This is a genomic window from Streptomyces sp. DI166 (assembly GCF_900091315.1).
In the GTDB taxonomy this organism is placed as follows: domain Bacteria; phylum Actinomycetota; class Actinomycetes; order Streptomycetales; family Streptomycetaceae; genus Streptomyces; species Streptomyces fuscus.
On record NZ_FLSP01000022.1, the window covers coordinates 39,405 to 57,697 of the forward strand.

Annotated in this window: 17 protein-coding genes; 6 read left to right on the top strand and 11 right to left on the bottom strand. The window is 71.4% G+C overall.

The genetic code is table 11. From position 1 onward, the window contains the following. Positions 1-44 precede the first annotated feature (44 nt). Together GA0115233_RS13625 and GA0115233_RS13630 are read left to right on the top strand one after the other, a co-directional pair. On the top strand, positions 45-1,154 hold the full coding sequence (locus tag GA0115233_RS13625) for a FecCD family ABC transporter permease (protein ID WP_093720449.1): 1,110 nt from the start codon (positions 45-47) through the stop codon (positions 1,152-1,154). Between the two features lie 4 nt (positions 1,155-1,158). Beyond that, positions 1,159-2,007, top strand: coding sequence for an ABC transporter ATP-binding protein (locus tag GA0115233_RS13630; RefSeq protein WP_093720450.1), 849 nt, complete (start codon positions 1,159-1,161; stop codon positions 2,005-2,007). Positions 2,008-2,049: 42 nt separating this feature from the next. Here GA0115233_RS13630 and GA0115233_RS13635 read toward each other — a convergent pair whose 3' ends face one another. Next, on the bottom strand, positions 2,050-2,997 hold the full coding sequence (locus tag GA0115233_RS13635; protein ID WP_093720451.1) for a methionyl-tRNA formyltransferase: 948 nt from the start codon (positions 2,995-2,997) through the stop codon (positions 2,050-2,052). Positions 2,998-3,119: 122 nt separating this feature from the next. On the opposite strand from GA0115233_RS13635, the gene GA0115233_RS13640 reads away from it, so the two are divergent. Both GA0115233_RS13640 and GA0115233_RS13645 read left to right on the top strand, forming a co-directional pair. Further along, on the top strand, positions 3,120-4,445 hold the full coding sequence (locus GA0115233_RS13640) for a lysine N(6)-hydroxylase/L-ornithine N(5)-oxygenase family protein (RefSeq protein WP_093720452.1): 1,326 nt from the start codon (positions 3,120-3,122) through the stop codon (positions 4,443-4,445). A 3-nt stretch (positions 4,446-4,448) separates the two neighbouring features. Beyond that, positions 4,449-5,228: an ABC transporter permease gene (locus GA0115233_RS13645; RefSeq protein WP_093720453.1), complete on the top strand. Its 780-nt coding sequence runs from the start codon at positions 4,449-4,451 to the stop codon at positions 5,226-5,228. Between the two features lie 48 nt (positions 5,229-5,276). Here the strand turns inward: GA0115233_RS13645 and GA0115233_RS13650 are convergent, their stop codons facing one another. The 7 genes from GA0115233_RS13650 to GA0115233_RS13680 all read right to left on the bottom strand — a co-directional run bounded on the left by GA0115233_RS13650 (position 5,277) and on the right by GA0115233_RS13680 (position 12,422). Beyond that, positions 5,277-7,343, bottom strand: coding sequence for an iron ABC transporter permease (locus GA0115233_RS13650; RefSeq protein WP_093720454.1), 2,067 nt, complete (start codon positions 7,341-7,343; stop codon positions 5,277-5,279). Between the two features lie 4 nt (positions 7,344-7,347). Continuing rightward, positions 7,348-8,334 carry an ABC transporter substrate-binding protein gene (locus GA0115233_RS13655; protein ID WP_093720455.1) on the bottom strand — a complete coding sequence of 329 codons (987 nt, stop codon included), beginning with the start codon at positions 8,332-8,334 and terminating at the stop codon, positions 7,348-7,350. Next, positions 8,331-9,188: an ABC transporter ATP-binding protein gene (locus tag GA0115233_RS13660; RefSeq protein ID WP_093720456.1), complete on the bottom strand. Its 858-nt coding sequence runs from the start codon at positions 9,186-9,188 to the stop codon at positions 8,331-8,333. The genes GA0115233_RS13655 and GA0115233_RS13660 overlap by 4 nt, the downstream gene beginning before the upstream one ends. Before the next feature lie 130 nt (positions 9,189-9,318). Beyond that, entirely contained in the window at positions 9,319-9,663 is a 345-nt protein-coding gene (locus tag GA0115233_RS13665; RefSeq protein WP_093720457.1) for an ArsR/SmtB family transcription factor, read from the bottom strand. 123 nt (positions 9,664-9,786) lie between these two features. Further along, positions 9,787-10,209 (bottom strand): ATP-binding protein, encoded by a 423-nt coding sequence (locus GA0115233_RS13670; protein ID WP_093720458.1) that lies wholly within the window; start codon positions 10,207-10,209, stop codon positions 9,787-9,789. Positions 10,210-10,212: 3 nt separating this feature from the next. Next, the gene (locus GA0115233_RS13675; protein ID WP_093720480.1) at positions 10,213-11,904 is read right to left on the bottom strand and encodes a SulP family inorganic anion transporter; all 1,692 of its coding nucleotides are present in this window, start codon (positions 11,902-11,904) and stop codon (positions 10,213-10,215) included. Between the two features lie 167 nt (positions 11,905-12,071). Next, entirely contained in the window at positions 12,072-12,422 is a 351-nt protein-coding gene (locus tag GA0115233_RS13680; RefSeq protein WP_093720459.1) for a zinc ribbon domain-containing protein YjdM, read from the bottom strand. Positions 12,423-12,591: 169 nt separating this feature from the next. Between GA0115233_RS13680 and GA0115233_RS13685 the strand changes: the two genes are divergently transcribed. Further along, entirely contained in the window at positions 12,592-14,460 is a 1,869-nt protein-coding gene (locus GA0115233_RS13685; protein WP_093720460.1) for an ATP-binding protein, read from the top strand. 19 nt (positions 14,461-14,479) lie between these two features. Here GA0115233_RS13685 and GA0115233_RS13690 read toward each other — a convergent pair whose 3' ends face one another. The 3 genes from GA0115233_RS13690 to GA0115233_RS13700 form a co-directional block, all read right to left on the bottom strand. Next, positions 14,480-15,106, bottom strand: a complete 627-nt coding sequence (locus GA0115233_RS13690) for a hypothetical protein (protein WP_255310170.1) — start codon at positions 15,104-15,106, stop codon at positions 14,480-14,482. 17 nt (positions 15,107-15,123) lie between these two features. Then, entirely contained in the window at positions 15,124-15,648 is a 525-nt protein-coding gene (locus GA0115233_RS13695; RefSeq protein ID WP_093720461.1) for an SMI1/KNR4 family protein, read from the bottom strand. A 68-nt stretch (positions 15,649-15,716) separates the two neighbouring features. Then, positions 15,717-17,261 (bottom strand): pectate lyase family protein, encoded by a 1,545-nt coding sequence (locus tag GA0115233_RS13700; RefSeq protein ID WP_093720462.1) that lies wholly within the window; start codon positions 17,259-17,261, stop codon positions 15,717-15,719. A 360-nt stretch (positions 17,262-17,621) separates the two neighbouring features. Here GA0115233_RS13700 and GA0115233_RS13705 point away from each other — a divergent pair, with 360 nt between their 5' ends. Further along, positions 17,622-18,242 carry a dihydrofolate reductase family protein gene (locus tag GA0115233_RS13705; RefSeq protein ID WP_093720463.1) on the top strand — a complete coding sequence of 207 codons (621 nt, stop codon included), beginning with the start codon at positions 17,622-17,624 and terminating at the stop codon, positions 18,240-18,242. Positions 18,243-18,293: the final 51 nt, after the last annotated feature.

The following is an 18,293-nucleotide window of genomic DNA, read 5'->3' on the forward strand; positions in this document are numbered from 1 at the left end:
GACGATCCACCGCGCCCGCCCCACACCCTCCGGAGCTGTGACCCATGACGACTGATCTCGCGTCCGGTCCGGGGCGCAAGGACGCCGTGGGGCGGGCGATGCCCCGGCGCACCGGGGGGCGGGTGCCGTTCCGGCTGACGGTGCCGCCGGTGTCCGGGCTGGTACGGCCGCGGCTCGTGGCCGTCTGCCTGGCGCTCGCCGCCGCCGCGTTCCTGCTGTTCGCCGTGGAGACCTCCGTCGGCGACATCGCCCTGCCGCTGACGGACGTGATGAAGGCGCTGGTGGGGGCCTCGGACCCGGCCACCGAGCTGATCGTGCACGAGCTGCGGCTGCCCCGCGCCCTCGCGGGTGCCCTCGTGGGCATCGCCTTCGGTGTCTCAGGCGCGCTGCTCCAGACGATGACCCGCAATCCGCTCGCCAGCCCCGACATGATGGGCATCACCCAGGGCGCCGGTACCGCCGTGGTGGCCGGGGTCGTGCTGGGCTGGGACGGCGGGCTGAGCACGCAGGCGCTCGGTCTGCTGGGCGCGCTGACGGCGGCGCTGCTCGTGTACGTCCTGGCCTGGAAGCGCGGCACCAGCGGCTACCGCATCGTCCTGGTCGGCGTGGGCGTCGCCTGGATCTGCACCAGCGCCACCGACTACCTGATGGCCCGGGGCCAGCGCTTCCAGGCGCAGGCCGCGCTGGGCTGGCTGGTGGGCAACCTCAACGGCCGTACCTGGGAGCAGCTCACCCCGCTCGTCTGGGCGCTGGTCCTGCTGCTGCCCCCGGCCCTGCTGCTCGGGCGGCTGATGCGGACGCTGGAACTGGGCGACGACGTGGCCCGGGGCCTCGGCACCCGGGTGCAGACGGTCCGTGTCGCCGTACTCCTCACCGCCGTGGGCCTGGTGGCCTTCGGTGCCGCGACCGCGGGCCCGGTGGCGTTCGTCGCCCTCGCCGCGCCCCAGGTCGCCCAGCGCCTGGCCGGTACGGCCTTCCCGCCCCCGGTCGGCGCGGGCCTGACCGGCGCCGTGATGGTGCTGGGGTCCGATCTCGCCGCCCGCAAGCTGATCCCCGACACGGAGCTTCCGGTCGGGATCGTCACGGGTGTGCTCGGCGCGCCCGTTCTGCTCTGGCTGCTCGTCCGCGCCAACCGCGCCGGTTCAGGAGGCTGACACCGTGTCGAAGACCGAGACCGCACTCACCACCGGCCCCGAACTGCGCGCCGAGCGCCTGCGGCTGGCGTACGACGACCGCGTGGTCGTTGAGGACCTCGACCTGGTGGTGCCGACCGGCCGGGTCACCGTGATCGTCGGCGCCAACGCCTGCGGCAAGTCCACCCTGCTGCGCGCGCTCGCCCGGCTGCTGCACCCCAGGTCCGGCGCGGTGCACCTGGACGGCCGGTCCATCCACGCCATCCCGACCCGCACCCTCGCCCAGCGCCTCGGCATCCTGCCGCAGACCCCGGTCGCGCCCGAGGGCCTGACCGTCATCGACCTGGTGGGGCGCGGCCGTTCACCGCACCAGACCTGGTGGCGGCAGTGGTCCTCGGCCGACGAGGAGGCCGTGCACGAGGCGCTGCGCGCCACCGGTATGACCGATCTCGCGCACCGCGCGGTGGACGAACTGTCCGGCGGGCAGCGGCAGCGGGCGTGGATCGCGATGGCGGTCGCGCAGGGCACGCCGGTGATGCTCCTGGACGAGCCGACGACGTACCTCGACCTGGCCCACCAGATCGACGTCCTGGACCTCGTCACCGACCTCAACCGTCATCAGGGGCGCACGGTGGTGATGGTGCTGCACGATCTCAACCAGGCCTGCCGGTACGCCGATCACATCGTCGCGATGAAGGCGGGCCGTATCGTCGCGGAGGGTGCGCCGGCCGACGTGGTGACGGCGGAAACGGTGGAGGAGGTCTTCGGGCTGCGGTGCGTGGTGAGCACCGATCCGGTCAGCGGAACGCCGATGGTGATCCCGATGGGACGGCACCACGAGGGGATCGAGGACGCGGCGCCGGTGGCCGGCTGAGGCAGGCGGGACCGGCGCCCGGGCCGGTCCCGCGAGTGTCCGCTACGGCCGCGCCGTCAGGTAACCCCCCATCGTGCGGAAGTAGTCCGTGGCGTCGTACTCCGAGCCGTCCTCGGTCCGTACGCGCTGCACCACCAGTCCGGGCAGCTTCCCCGAACGTGCCCCGGCCCCGGCCACGATGACCACGCCGTCGCCCTCGCGGATGAAGATCCGGCCCGGGGTGCCGCCGTAACGGCCTTGGGAGACGGCGGACTTGATGATCCGTATCCGCTCGCCCCGGTAATGCGTGAAGGCGTTCGGATAGGGGTCGGACTGGGCCCGCACCAGCCGTTCCAGGTCCTCGGCGGGCCAGCTCCAGTCGATCCGGCTGTCCTCCAGGGACCGCTTGTGGAAGAAGCTGGACCGGGTGCGGTCCTGCGGGATCCACACGGTCCGCCCGGAGGCGATCAGGTCCAGCGATTCGCGGACCACCGGCCCGATCAGGTCAACGGTGCGGTGGAACAGGTCCGTTGCCGTGTCGGTGGGTCCGACCGGCACCGCGCGCTGGAGCAGGATGTCGCCCATGTCGAGGTCGGCGTCCATGCGGTGGGCGGTGACCCCGACCTGCTTCTCGCCGTTGATGAGCGCCCAGATCAGCGGTGAGAAGCCGGCGTAGGAAGGCAGCAGCGAGTCGTGGATGTTCAGCGTGCCGTGCGGCGGCAGGTCGAAGATCTCGGCGGGCAGCCAGGTGCGCCAGTTGTTCGCGACGATGATGTCCGGCGCCGCGTCCTTGAGCGCCCGGAGCAGTTCGTCGTCGCCGGGCCGGTTGCGCAACAGCACAGGTACGCCGTGCTGTTCGGCGAGGTCGGCGACGGAGTCGGACCAGATCCTCTCGTAGACGTGGTCGCTCTTGGGATGGGTGACGACCAGGACCACTTCGTGCTCGGAGTCCAGCAGAGCCTGTAGCGTCCGGTGTCCCCAGGTCTGGTAGCCGAACATGACGACCCGCATGTATGCCCTCCTCAGCCATTGCTAGGTAAGGCTTACCTTATCTAGCATGTGGGTGCTCGGGGGAGACTGTCGACCTCATTTGAGGGCGCTGTGAACTCCCCCCTACAGGAGGCGATGACGCGGTGACCACGCTGCACAGTGAACCGGACTCCATCCACGACGTTCTGGGTATCGGCTTCGGCCCCTCACACCTCGCCCTCGCGATCGCGCTGCACGAGCAGGGCGCCGGCCCTCACCAAGGAGACGGATTCCGCGTCCAGTTCCTGGAGCGGCAGCCGCGGTTCGGCTGGCATCGCGGCATGCTGATCGACGATGCCACCATGCAAGTGTCCTTTCTCAAGGACCTGGTGACGATGCGTGACCCCACCAGCGACTTCAGCTTCCTGTGCTATCTGCGCGAGCGCGGCCGGCTGGTGGACTTCCTCAATCAGAAGACGCTGTTCCCCCTGCGTATCGAGTTCCACGACTACTTCGAGTGGGCGGCGGCCCGGGTGGACCACCTCGTGGAGTACGGGGCCGACGTGGTCTCCGTGAAGCCGGTCACGGAGGACGGCGAGGTCCGCTGGTTCGACGTCGCCAGCCGCGATCCGGCCGCCCCGGAGCGGCTGACGGTGCGCCGGACCCGCACGCTGTGCGTGGCGACGGGTCTCGAACCCCATCTGCCGCCCGGCGCGGTCCTGTCCGAACAGGCCTGGCACAACAGCGAGTTGCTGACCCGGGTGGAGCAACGCGTACGTTCCGGCAAGCCCGTCCGCCGCGCCGTGGTCCTCGGCGCCGGGCAGAGCGCCGCCGAGGCGGTCGACTATCTGCACCGGACCTTCCCCGAGGCCGAGATCTGCTCGGTGTTCGCCAAGTACGGCTACACACCGGCCGATGACAGCCCGTTCGCCAACCGCATCTTCGACCCCGAGGCCGTGGACCTGTTCTTCGAGGCCCCGCCGCAGGTGAAGCGCTCGCTGCACGACTACCACCGCGGGACCAACTACTCCGTGGTGGACATCGACCTGATCGAGTCCCTGTCGCGCACGATGTACCAGGAGAAGGTGCAGGGCAGGCAGCGGCTGCGGATGATGAACGTCTCCCGGCTGCGCGAGGTCGCCGAGCACGCGGACGGTGTGAAGGTGACCGTCGAATTCCTGCCGACCGGTGAACACGAGGTACTGGACTGCGACCTGGTCGTCTACGCGACCGGCTACCAGCCCAGGGGTATCGGCGACAACCTCGGAGAGATCGCCAAACTCTGTCTGCGCGACGAGGAGGACCAGCTGAGGATCGGCCGCGACCACCGCGTGGAGACCGCGGCCCACGTCCGGGCGGACATCTACCTCCAGGGCGGCACGGAACACACCCACGGCCTCACCTCGACCCTGCTGTCCACAACCGCCGTACGGGCCGGGGAGATCAGCGCCTCGCTCCTGAGCCGCAACGCGAGCACCGCAGCGCGGTAGCCCGTGCTCCCCCTGGCGGCCGACACCCTGCTGCCCGTCAACGCCACGCTCGCCGTCGCCCTCGTCGTCCTGCTGCTCGCGGCCACCGCGGTGACCGCCCTGTTCCGGCTCGCGCCGGACGAGTCGTACGGACGTGCCCGCGAGGTCGTGACGGCAGGCGTGCGCGCGGCCCTGCAACTGGCCGCGGTGTCCCTGGTGATCGGCTGGGCCGTGCACCGCACCGCGGGCCTGATCGGGTTCCTGCTGCTGATGTTCGCCGTCGCCACCCGCACGGCGGGACGGCGGATCACCGGCAACGGAACCTGGTGGTGGGCGGCGCTGCCGATCGCGGTCCCGGTGGCGCCGGTCATCACCGCCCTGGTGCTGACCGGTCTGCTGACCGTGCCCGGTATCGCCGTCGTCCCGGTGAGCGGCATCCTCATCGGCGGCGCGCTGACCGCGACGGTCCTGGCCGGGCGGCGCGCCCTGGACGAGGTCGCGGGCCGCTACGGCGAGGTCGAGGCAGCGCTGTCCCTGGGTCTCCCGCCCCGCGACGCCCATCTCGAAGTGGCCCGCGGCGCCGCCTCGGACGCCCTCCTCCCGGCCCTGGACCAGACCCGCACGGTCGGTCTGGTCACCCTCCCCGGCGCCTTCGTGGGCATGCTGCTGGCCGGTGCCTCCCCCGTCCAGGCGGGCACGGTCCAGGTCTTCGTCCTGATCGCCCTGCTGGCGGTGGAGGCGGTGTCGGTGGCCCTCACCCTGGAACTGGTGGCCCGTCGCATACTGCACCGCACCGACACCTGACGACGCGACGGGCAGCCCGCGCCGACCGGCCAAGGCCCCCTGCGATCCCTACCGCCTGCTGCGCACCAGCAGATAAAGGAAGTACGGCGTCCCGATCACCGCCGTCACCATCCCGGCGCCCAACTGCGCGGGGGCGATGACCGTCCGCCCGAGCAGGTCCGCCGTGCAGACCAGGGACGCGCCGAGCAGCATGGCCACCGGAACGACACGGGTGTGCGGGCGGCCCACCAGGGCCCGGGCCGCATGCGGGGCGACCAGGCCGACGAAGCCGATGGTGCCCGCGGCGGCCACGGCGGTGGCGCTGAGGACCACGCCGAGGACCAGGAAACCGAGCCGCGCCCGGGCCAGGTCCAGCCCGAGCAGGCGCGGGGTGTCCTCGTCGAGGGAGACGAGGTCGAGTTCCGCACGCCGGGCCGTCGCCACGACCACGCCGACCACCACGACGACCGCCAGCGGCACGACGTCCGGCATGGTCCGCCCGTACGTCGAACCGGACAGCCAGGTAAGGGCCTTGACCGCGTTGAACGGGTCCGTGAGGACGATCAGGAGACTGATCAGCGCCGTCGCTGCGGTGGCGACGCCGATGCCGACCAGCACCAACCGGTTCTGCTGGAAACCGCCCCGCGCGGCGAGCCCGAAGACGACGACGGAGCTGACCGCGGCCCCCGCGAAGGCCGCGCCCGCGAGGCTCCACGATCCGGCGAGCGGCGTGGTGGTCACCAGGAGTACGGCGCCCAGCGCGGCCCCGCCGGAGACGCCGAGCACGGCGGGTTCGGCGAGCGGGTTGCGGGTGACCGCCTGGATGAGCGTGCCGGACAGGGCGAGCGCGGCCCCGGCGAGCAGCGCGGCCAGGACCCGGGGCACCCGGGTGTCGAGGACGAAGGAGACGGTCCTACCGGACCTGCCCTGCGCCCAGTTGACGAGGTCCCCGAGCAACAGCTTGGCGTCGCCGAGGAGTACGGCGGCGACGACCACGCCGATCAGTGCGGCCACCAGGACCGCGGTGACGGTGAGGAACACCGCGCGGCTGCGGATGCGCAGCCGGTCGGGGGCGGCCGAGGCGGCGCTGTCCTTGAGCCGTACCGCCATGACGACGAGGAAGACGGCGCCGACGAGGCTGGTGACGACGCCCGTGGGCACGGCGACCGCCTGGTCCGCCGGGACCAGGGCGCGGAGCAGCACGTCCGAGCCGAGGACGAGGGCCGCGCCGGTGAGTCCGGTGAGGGGGATGCTCGACCGGGTGCGGTGGAAGGCCCGTACCCGGCGCGCGAGGAACCGTACGAGGGCGGGCGCGCACAGGCCGACGAAGCCGATGGGCCCGGCCAGCGTGACGGACGCCGCGGACAGCAGGGCCGCCAGCACGACGGCCGTGACGCGGGTGGCGCGCACCGGGACACCGAGCCCGCGCGCCGCGTCGTCGCCGAGGGCCAGCGCGTCGACCCGGCGGGCGACCAGCAGCAGTCCGGCCAGCCCGATGACACCGAGGGGCGCCATGCGGACCACGCCGTCGAAGCCGTTCTGGCCGATGCTGCCCTGGTTCCACTGGTAGAGCCCGTGGGTCTCCTCGGGGAACAGCAGGAGCAGTCCCTCGGTGACGGCGTTCAGGCCCAGCATCAGCGCGGTGCCCGCGAGCACCAGGCGCACGGTTCCGGCGCCGAGCCCGGACAGGCCGAGCACGACGGTCGCGGCGGCGAGGGCGCCGACGAGCGCGACTGCGGAGGAGGCGAACAGCGGCAGGGAGACGCCGGTGACCGCGACCAGGCCGAGGGCCAGGTACGAACCGGCGTTGACGGCGAGGGTGTCGGGGGACGCGAGGACGTTGCGGCTGACCGCCTGGAGGGCGGCGCCCGCGATGCCGAGCATGGCGCCGACCAGGATTCCGGCGGTCATCCTCGGCAGCCGGGAGGCGATGACGACGGAGGCGTCGGCGGGGTCGGCCTGCCCGGTGAACGCCTTCCACACCTCGGCCGCGCCGACGGCCGCGGTGCCCTGGGTGATGTCGACGACCGCGAGGGCGGCGACCAGGAGGACCAGTGCGGCCGTCACCGCGGCCGCGCCCGTCCGGGACGTGGTGACCGGGGGACGGGTGACGGAGGGTGTCGCGGTGACGGCCATGGCGCTACTTCGTCAGCGCGGCGACGACGGAGTCGATGTACTGGTTCATCGACTCGGGACCGCCGAACATCCAGATGCCGTCGGGCAGTCGGTGGACGTTGCCCTTCTTCACGAACGGCAGCGACGTCCACACCTTGTCCTTGGCGAGGGCGTCGGTGAAGGGGGTGCTGCTCTTGTCGCCGTCGTTGCCGATGTAGGCGAAGTGCACGTCGTCGCTGAGCTCGGTCAGGCCCTCGACGTCGGTGGTGCCGAGGCCGTAGCTCTCGTCGCCCTTGACCTTCCAGTCGTTCTTCAGGCCGAGCTGCTCGTTGACGGCGCCGATGAGCGAACCGCTGGTGTAGGGGCGGATGGAGACCTGGTTGGAGATGTCGTAGCCGTCGGCGAAGGCGTACTTGGCGCCGTCGAGACCGGCGTCGGCGAGGGCCTTCTTGCCCTCGGCGAGCTTCGTCTCGAAGCCCTTCTTCAGCTTCTCGGCCTGCGCGGTGGTGCCGGTGGCCTGGGCGAGCAGGTCGATGTTCTCGTTCATCTGCCCGATGGGGTCGGCCGCGTCGGCGGAGCGCACCTCGACGACCGGGGCGACCTCGCGCAGCTGCTTGACGGCGGCGGGCGGCAGGTCGGTGCTGGCGACGATGAGGTCCGGCTTGAGGGCGGCGATGGTGTCCATGCTGGGCTCGCCGCGGGTGCCGATGTCCTTCGGCTCGTTCTTCAGCGGGACGGCCTGGTCCCAGGTGGTGTAGCCCTTGACGTCGGCGACACCGACGGGGTCGACGCCCAGCGACACCAGCAGTTCGACCTCGTGCCACTCGGTGCCGACGACCTTCTTGGCGGGCCCGTCGAGTTCGACCTTCTTGCCGGAGGCGTCGGTGAGGATGATGGCCTCGGTGGTCTTCTTCGCGTCGTCCTTGTCGGCGGCGGGCTCGGTGGTACCGCAGGCGGTCAGGGCGAGGGCCGCGGCGGTGGCGGTGGCCGCGGTGGTCAGGAGACGTCTCATGAGGGTGTGCTGAGCCTTTCGCTTCGCGTGTGGTGCCGGCCGATCGCGCGGGTGCGCAGCCGGCCCGTGAGGGGGTCGGTGTCGACTTCGATGCGGATGCCGTAGGTGTCGGTCAGCCGCTGGGCGGTGAGTACGTCCTCGGGGAGGCCGTCCGCGACGATGCGGCCCTCGTGCAGCAGCACGATGCGGTCGGCGAGGGCCGCCGCCTGGTCCAGGTCGTGCAGGACGGCGCCGACCGCGATGCCGTGGTCGTCCGCCAGGTCGCGTACCAAATCGAGGAGTTCGATCTGGTAGCGCAGGTCGAGGTAGGTGGTGGGTTCGTCGAGGAGCAGGACGCCGGTCTCCTGGGCGAGGCAGCTCGCGAGCCAGACGCGCTGGAGCTGGCCGCCGGAGAGGTGTTCGGCGCCCCGGTCGGCGAGTTCGGCGACGCCGGTGAGGGCGAGCGCGCGGTCGACGGCGGCCGGTCCGTCCGGGTCCGCCCTGCCCCAGCGGCCCCGGTAGGGGTAGCGCCCGAACTCGACGACGTCGCGCACGGTCAGCCCGGTGGGTGTGGGCCGACCCTGTGTCAGCAGGGCCACCAGGCGCGAGAACTCACGCGGACTCAGCGCGAGGGCGTCCGCGTCGTCGATCTCCAGCGTGGCGGTCCTGGGCCGCTGCAGTCGCGCGATGGTGCGCAGGAGCGTCGACTTGCCGCTGCCGTTGGGCCCCACGAGCACGGTCACCTGACCGGGCCGCAGGGTCACCGAGGCGTCGTGGACGACGTCCGTGCCGTCGTAGGCCACGGTGACGCCGGTGGCCGACAGTTCATGACCGCGGACATGGGAGGCCGCGGGGATCTCTTCACCTGATCGCACGCAGCACAGGTTAGCCTAACCTAATTAACATTCCACAAGGGGGCACCGAACGCGATCACAAGACGGGGATCAGCCAGAAATCGACGGTTCCGCGCCCGTCGGGACAACCCGAAGAACACGGCGCCTGCGGCTACCGCTTCGGCTCGCCCTGGGCCGCCTGGAGGTCGGCGAGGAGTTCCGCCTGGCCCGCGAGGACGCCGGAGAGGATGGACCGGGCGACGCGGAGCAGTTCGGCGACGTGGGGGCTGGTCAGGGAGTAGTACACCGTGGAGCCCTCCTTGCGGGTCACCACGAGGTTCGCCCGGCGCAGCACGGCCAGCTGCTGGGACAGGTGCGCGGGCTCGATGCCCACCTGGGGCAGCATCTCGGACACGGCGTGCTCGCGCTCGCTGAGCAACTCCAGCACCCGGATGCGGGCCGGATGGCCGAGCGTCTTGAAGAACTCGGCCTTCAGTTGATACAGCGGCGTACTCACCGTGCCACCTCTCCGATCCTCGCCTGTGGCACCGGCGATGTGACCTCAGGAGTTGCCAACTTTAGCAATTCCTGAGGTCAGCCGGGGAGCCAGGGCGCCTCGTCGGCCGTTCTGTCGCCGGACTCACAGCGGCAGCGTGATCCACACGCTCTTGCCGCGGCCGTCCGGGTCCGCGCGGACCACCGCGGTTCCACCCAGGGTGCGGACGAGTTCCCGGACGGTACCAAGACCCCGGCCGTCCTCGGGGAGGGGTCCGCACAGCGAGGGCCGGTACGGGTGACGGTCGTGGACGGCGAGGACCAGACAGTCCGGGCCGGCCGCGTAGACGACCGTCAGCGTCGGGGAGAGCTCGGCGGCGTGCCGGACGCTGTTGGTCACCAGTTCGCTGAGGATCAGCAGCGCGGGGTCCGCCGTGGGGTGGCGTACGCCGATCCCCCACTCGATCAGCACCAGCTCGGCGGTCTGGCGGGCGATCCGTACGGCGGACGGCTCGGTGGGCAGGGTGAGCACGTGCCGCCACGGCAGGGTTTCCAGCCCGGTGGTCACGGATCACGCCTCCGAGCGGGCGGGCAGCACGCCGGTCGACTCCAGGTGCGCGCGGGCCGCTCGGATCGCGTCGGGCGTGGCGGCGTACTCGGCCTCCCCGTGCGTCAGCAGGTCCAGCGCGCCCACGGAGTCGAGGACCTGCCGCTGGCCCGGCCGGATGCCGGAGGCCAGGACGAGGATGCCGCGCCGCCGGAGCTTTTCCACCGCGTCCTTCAGGACGAGGGCGCCGGTGGCGTCCATGGTGGACACCCGGGACATACGCAGGATCACCACCCGGACGTCGGCGACCTCGGTCAGCTCCAGCAGGAAGCGGTGCGCCCCGGCGAAGAACAGCGGGCCGTCGAAGCGGTACGCCACGATGTGCTCCGCGAGCAGGGCGTGCTCCTCGGCGCTGTGGTCGCCGCGGTCCAGCTCGACCTGGTCCAGGCGGGCCTGCTTGGCCACGGCGCGCAGGGCGAGGGCGCCGGCCACGGCCAGGCCGATGACGACCGCGTAGACGAGGTCCAGGGCCAGGGTGGCGACGGCGGTCAGGACGAGGATGAGCGCGTCGGAGCGGGTGGCCCTGGCCATCGCCCGCAGGGAGCCGACCTCGACCATGCGGACCGCGGTCGCCAGCAGCACACCGGCCAGCGCCGCCAGCGGGATGCGCTCGACCAGGGGCGCGGCGGCGAAGACGATCACCGCGAGGACGGCGGCGTGGGTGAGGGCGGCGAGCCGGGACCCGGCACCGGTGCGCACGTTGACGGCGGTACGGGCTATGGCGCCGGTCGCGGGCACGCCGCCGAACAGCGGGGAGGCGATGTTGGCCAGTCCCTGCCCGAACAGTTCCCGGTCCGGGTCGTGGGCCTGGCCCACGGTCATGCCGTCGGCGACGGACGCGGACAGCAGCGACTCCAGCGCGGCCAGCGCGGCGACCGCCACGGCCGGGGCGAGCAGGGTGCCGAGCGAGCCGAGGTCGAGGAAGCCCAGCGAGGGCGCGGGCAGCCCGGCGGGCAGGTCGCCGATCGGCTCGGCGTCGCCGAGGTCGGCCACCTGGGCGACGACCGTGGCGACGATGACGGCGATGATGGAGAACGGCACGGTCGGCCGCCAGCGCGCTCCGGCCAGCATGAGCGCCGCGACGCCGAGGGAGAGCCCCAGCGCGGTCCAGTTCGGGTGCTGGACGAACTCCTCGAACGCCTCCCAGCTGACCTGCAGGACCCGCTCGCCCTCGGGGGTGGGCACGCCCAGGGCGTTCGGGAGCTGCTGGAGGCCGATCACGCAGGCGATGCCGAGTGTGAAGCCCTCGACCACGGGAGCGGGGACGTACCGCATCCAGCGTCCGGCGCGGAGAACGGCGAGTGCGACGAGCATCACGCCGGCCATCAGGCCGACCGTGAGGACGCCGGAGGGCCCGTGCTCGGCGACGATCGGCACCAGGACGACCGTCATGGCGCCGGTCGGGCCCGAAACCTGCAGATTCGACCCGCCGAAGACGGCGGCGAGCGCTCCGGCGACGACCGCGGTCGCCAGCCCCGCCTCCGCGCCGAGTCCGGAGGAGACTCCGAAGCCCAGCGCGAGCGGCAGCGCCACGATCGCGACGGTCAGACCGGCCAGCAGATCGCGGCGCGGATCCCGGCGCACGTACGCCAGGTCCTCGCGACCGGGCAAGAGTGCCGCGATCCGGGCCCAGATTGTGTTGATCCGCTGCGGCACGGACACGACCCCTCGGTTCCCTGCTGTGGTGGCCCCGCCATCGGGGCGTACGCGAAAAGCTGTGCCCGCGGCTACCTGCGAGCACAGCCAACACAGCATCTAACCAATTGCGAAATTTTGCAATTCCGCAGCACACAGCCGCCCCGACCACCGGACGGTCGGACGGATCAGGCCTTCTTGACCACGCTGGACTTCAGCTGCATGGCGCCGAAGCCGTCGATCTTGCAGTCGATGTCGTGTCCGTCGACGCCGTCGACGAGGCGGATGTTGCGCACCTTGGTACCGGCCTTGATGCCGGAGGGGCTGCCCTTGACCTTGAGCGCCTTGACGACGACCACGGAGTCGCCGTCCTGCAGCACATTGCCCACGGAGTCCTTGACCACGCGCTCACCCGGAGTGTCGGCCTCGCCCTCGGCGGGCACCCATTCGTGGCCGCACTCGGGGCACACGACCAGGGCGTTCATCTCGTAGGTGTACTCGCAGGAGCACTGGGGACAGGGCGGAAGATTCTCGATCATCAACCCAGAGTAACCGCAACCGCGGGGTCGTATGTACGTGCGAAAGATAGCCGCGTTGTGTACTCCCGTCGGCCGCATCGCCACCTGGGCGCGGTTCTCCCGTTTAAGTTGCCGTGACGCCACAGGAGAGACGGTTCTGCACCGCCGGGTCGCCGCCCCGGGGGGCCTCATGAACGTGTGGAGTTGCGGCGGCGACCCGGCGAGGCCCGGTGTGTGCGGTACCGGCGACGCCGGTGAGCTGGTGGGCCGCTCGCGGGAGTCCGCCGAGCTGGCGCGGCTGCTGACGGCGCACCGTCTGGTGACCGTGACCGGTAGGGCGGGCGTCGGCAAGAGCCGGCTGGCGACGGCGGTGGGCGCACGGTGGCCGCTGGTCCATGTGCACGGGCAGGGCGACTGCTCCAGGGCACTCACCGAGGTGCCGTCGACGGGTGTGCTCCTGCTCGACGACGTGGACCCGGTCCACCGGGCGACCGTGGGCCGGGTGCGGCGGCTGCTGGACGCCGCGCCCGGACTGCGGGTGCTGGTGACCGCACGGCAGGCCCTGGGCCTCGGCGAGGAACGGGTCCTGCGCCTGTCGCCGCTCGCCGCCACCGGTCCGGACGTTCCCCCGGCGGTGGACCTCTTCCTGCGCCGCGCCCGCGCCGCGTCGGACGGCTTCCGCGCCGAGGGCTCCGACCTGCGGGCGGTGGAACGGATCTGCCGCTCCCTCGAAGGGGTCCCGCTCGCCCTCGAACTGGCCGCGGAACAACTCGCGTTCCAGCGAGTGGGCGACCTCGCCGCGGTCCTGGAGGTCCACCAGTGCTGGCTGCACGGCGAGGGCCCCGCGCTGCGCCGTCACCGTTCCCTGCGGGCCACCGTGGGCGCCTCCTACGCGCTGTGCGAGCGCGAGGCGCGGATCGTGTGGGGCAGGGCCAGCGTCCTCGCCGGGGCGTTCGACGAGTCCACCGCCGCCTTCCTGTGCGGCGGCGGGGGCGTGGAGCCCCACCGAGTACCCTCGCTGCTCGCCGGGTTGGCGGCCATCAACGTCCTCGAACCGGTCCGCGACCCCGGCGGACCGCGCCCTCCCCGCTACCGGATGACCCGCGCCGCACGGGACTTCGGCGCCGAACGGCTCCGGGCGGCCGGCGAGTGCGAGACCGCGCTGGAGCGCCGGGCCACTCATGCGCGGCAACTCGCCGCAACAGCCCAGCACTTGTGGGCCTCCGGCCGCCAGGACCAGGCGGTGGCGCTGGTCCAGGAGGAGCAGGAGGAGCTGACCGCCGTGCTGAACCAGGCCGTGCACCGCCCCGACCAGGGGGTCACGGCCCTGCAGACGGTCCTCGGCCTGTGGTTCTGGTGGGTGGTCTACGGCCGCGGCGAGCAGGGACTCGACTACCTGCTGCGGCTGCTGCCCCTGTGCCCGGAGGCCAACCCGGCTTCCAGGCACGGCCGTTGGCTGGCGGCCTGGCTCAGCGCGCGCCGCGATCCGCAGGCCGCCCGCATCCTGCTGGGCCCGGCCTGGCCGCAGGCGGTCCTGGCGGGCGACACCACCACGATCGGGCAGATCGCGCATGTGCAGGGACTGATCGCGCTGCACGAAGGAGACCCGCGCGGCGCCGTCGAACACTTCGCCGAGTCCGCGCGCACCCTCCCCGCCCGCCCCGCCTACGGCCCCTCCCCCGCCGTCGCCCTGGCGACCCGGGCCGTGACCCAGACAGCCCTCGCCCCCGGCGCCGCCCGGCGCACGGCCCGCCGCGCCCTGTCCCGACGGGAGATCCGCGATGACGCCTGGGGCACCCTTCTCGCCCGCTACGCCCTGGCCTACGTCGACCACCACCAGGGCCGCGACACCCGTGCGGCCGGCCGCGCCCGCCGCACGCTGGCCACCCTCGACCACGCCCCCGCCCTGCCGCACGGCCACGAGGCACTGCGCGCCCTGGTCACGGACATCGAGTCGGGCACCCGGGACCGCCGCCCCCTCCCGCCCCTTCCCCGACCCCGCGGGGCCTCGACACCGGAGGTACCCACCGAGACCGCGAGCGGCACGAGCCGCCGCTGAACCGAGTGCCCTCCAGGCATCACCGTTGATAGAGCTGCCACATGGACAACTCGTCGTCGTGCACGCGCAAGCGCTCAACCGCCTCGGCGAGACAGCGCTGTTGGGTGAGTTCGTAGAAGAGGAACATCGGCGCGAACACGCTGGCGTAGCCGAAAGGGGCGCCCTCGGGGGCGATGTAGGCGTCGGCGCCGGCGTCGAGGAAGGCGTCGGCCAGTGCGCGGTTCCCCGTCTCGCAGCCGTTGACGATCACGGTGCTGTCCGGGAGGCGGAGGTGTGCGCGCACCTGGTCGGGTCCGAGGGCACCGTTGAAGGGCTGGAACCGGGCCAGTTCCGCGGCGAGTTCGTCCATCAGGATGCGGCCCTCGTCACCGTGACAGGAGAGAATCACGTACGGCGCGACCGCCCTGCCGCTGCCCAGGGCCGCCACCAGGTGGCGTGGCTGGCCGACGGGCAGGTAGTTCACCCGGACCCCGAAGACCTCCAGTGCGTCCCGCAGCGGCTTCCCGAACCCGCTCTCGATGTCGAGCAGATCGACTTCGGTCCAGGCCAGCCGCCCGGCCTGGACGTCACGGATACGCGAGGGTCGCTGAGTGGCGAGCCATGCCTGTTCCTCTTTGCCCGGTCCGTCTCCATGTACATGCGTCACGGGGCCAAGATGCCACCTCAGGCGGTGGCTTCGAAGAACGGCCGCCACTCCGGACCGGGGTCGTGCGCGTACATGGTGGGGTCCTCGTTCCTGAGATACGCCAGCAGCCAGTCGCTGAACGGCATGTCGTGAGGGGTGTAGCTGAAGCTGTCCCACTCGTGCACGCCCACCGCCCAGGGTGCGGACGGGCTGTCCGGCACGCGCAGGAACACGGTCTCTCCTTGGGAGCAGGTCGCGACCGGCAGCAGCTGCCCGGGCAGCGACCCGACCGTGTGGGGTGCGATCTCGTCCGCGCCGTCGCCCTCGTCCCAGAGCAGGATGGCCTCGCGGATCGTCTCGCCGAGGTCGCGGGTCGGATGTCCCGGGTGGTCCAGGTAGACCTGGTTGTTGATCACGACGGAGCCGTAGGCGTCGAGGATCTCTCGGAAGTCGGCGGGAAAGCGGACGTTGAGTTCGTGTTCCAGCCGTTCCCACGGAGCGGGGTCGGAGCAGTTGAAGCCGGGTTCTCCCAGCAGGGCTGTGATGTCGTCGAGGCTCGCCATGACCGGAAGGCTACGGCCCGCTGCTCCGCCGGTGATCGGCGGAGCAGCGGGTGGTGTCTTATGGGCACTTACGAGGCGTACGTCTCGAACTCGGCGACCTTCGGGGTGCCGTTGGAGCTTGTGATCTCGAAGGTGATCTTCTTCAGGGAGGTCTGCGCGAAGGAGATCGCTCCCGCGCCGCTGCCCGAGGTGAGGACGGCGCCGGTGTCGGCGTTCAGCAGGCGCCAGGAGCCGACGGCGCCGGTGGACCCGGCGGCCTCGCGGATGTTGACGCTGCTCACCGTGGTGGCGGAGCCCCACTTGATGGAGATGGAGCCGGTGGAGCCGCTCGGTGACCAATAGGTGCTCATGTTTCCGTCGCGGACGTTGCCGTAGCTCGTGCCGTCGGCCTTACTGGAGCCGTCGGAGCCCGCGCCGATGCTGAGGTTGGTGCCGCTGGGCTCGGTCGGTGTGGGGGTGGTGGGGGTCGGAGTGGGCGTGGTCGGGGTCGGACTCGGCGTCTGCGGGGTGCAGTTGCCGTCGGACACCTTCAGCCCGGTGTTGGCGCCCGCCGTGCGGCTCACGACGTCGGGCACGCAGGTGGCGGCGTCGAGGGTGTAGGCGTACGGAATGGAGACCGTGGTGTTGGAGGTCGGGTTCGGACCCGCGGGGTAGTTCTTCGACCCGGTGGAGGACCAGGTCACGTTGTCGAAGACGTTGCCGCTGACCTGCCAGTAGCCGCGCTCGTCGGTGTAGAAGGTGCCGAGGACGTCCTTGGAGTCCTCGAAGTAGTTGTTGTCCACCTTGGCCTTGGCGCCGGCGCGGGAGTTGATGCCGGACTCGTTCAGGCTCTTGTAGTGGTTGTTGTAGGCGTGTGCCGTGCCGCCGCGGAGCAGGGGCGCGCGGGAGTCGATGTTGCTGTACAGGTTGTGATGGAACGTCACATAGCCGTTGGACAGGTCGCTTTCGCTGGATCCGATCAGTCCGCCGCGGCCGGAGTTGCGCAGGATGCTGTATGACAGGGTCACGTACTGGGTGTTGTCCTTCATGTCGAAGAGACCGTCGTAGCCCTCCGACTCACCGCCGGACGCCTCCAGGGTGACGTGGTCGACCCAGACGTTGCGGACGTCGCTCTCCATGCCGATGGCGTCGCCGCCGTTGGAGGTGGGCGAGCCGGACTTCTTCACGTTCCGCACGGTGACGTTCTGGATGATGATGTTGCTGGATTCACGGATGTGGATGCCCAGTTGATCGAAGACGGCACCGCCGCCGACGCCGACGATGGTGACGTTGCTGATCTGCTTGAGCTCGATCACGCCCGCGGCGGTGTTGCAGCTGTCGCCCGACACCTTCGCGGTGTTGCCGTGGTTGATGGTGCCCTCGACCTGGATCACGACGGGCGTACTGCTGCTGGCCCGCCCGCACAGCGCCGCGTGGATCTGAGTGCCGGTGGTGGCCTTGACGGTCTGTCCGCCGGCGCCGCCGGTGGTGCCGCCGTTCTGGGTGGCGTAGCCGGTCGCTCCGCTGGTCGCGGCGGATGCCGCGGGCATGGACAGCGCGGCGATCCCCGCCGCAGCCCCGAGGGCGAGCGCGGCCGAGACCGCGGACAGGCGTAGGGCGAGAGGTCTTTTCATGGTCGTCTCCTGGCGTGTGCGTGGTACGTCCGATGCGTGGTGCGGGCGTTGCACGGTGCCTGGTTCCGTGGCGCGGTGATCCGCGCGGAGGGCACCCGGCCGACTGCCGGGAAGGGGATTCCCGGGGCGGCTCCGGCGAGCGGGAAAGCGCTTTCTGGCGGGAGACGATAGGGGCGGGCCGAGCGACTGACAAGACCATGGACGGAATCTCGTTCACATTCTCGAACGATTACGAGGTTGAAGGGCTGGGCGGAGCTTCGCGTGCGAGGCTGTGTATGTCGGGGGACGCCTGCGTGGAAGCCGCCCGCCGAGCCGCTGCGCCCGGACGGACCAGGACGAGGACGAGGAGTGTAGTTACCGATGACGGCGCCAACGACCAGAGTGATCAGCGACATCACGATCTCGGCGGACGGGTACGCGGCCGGGCTCAACCAGAGCGAGGAGCGCCCCTTCGGCGACGACGGAGGCGACGGCTCCGGGGCCGTGCTGCACAGCTGGATGTTCGACCGGTCCGAGGAGAACCAGGCGGAGATCGAGCAGTTGGGCGGCGCCGGGGCCTACATCATGGGGCGCAACATGTTCGGCCCCGTACGCGGACCGTGGGACCGCCCCTGGAACGGCTGGTGGGGCGAGAGTCCCCCCTTCCACGTCCCGGTGTTCGTCCTCACCCACCACCCGCGCGAGCCCCAGCCGATGGAGGGCGGCACGACGTTCCACTTCGTCACCGACGGAATCACTTCCGCGCTGGAGCAGGCGAAGGCGGCGGCGGGCGACGGCGACGTCCTGATCCACGGCGGCGCGACAACGATCAACCAGTACCTCGCGGCCGGCCTGATCGAGGAACTCCGTCTGCACATCGTGCCGTTGACCATCGGCGCGGGTTCCCGCCTCTTCGAGGACGTACCGCCCCTTCGGCTGACCCAGGTCAGCTCACGCGCCGCGACCCAGGTCACCCACGTGACGTATCGTGTCGACTCCTGAACGGGACCCGCCTCGTTCATCGACGGCACAACTGGGGGAGCACGATGGGCT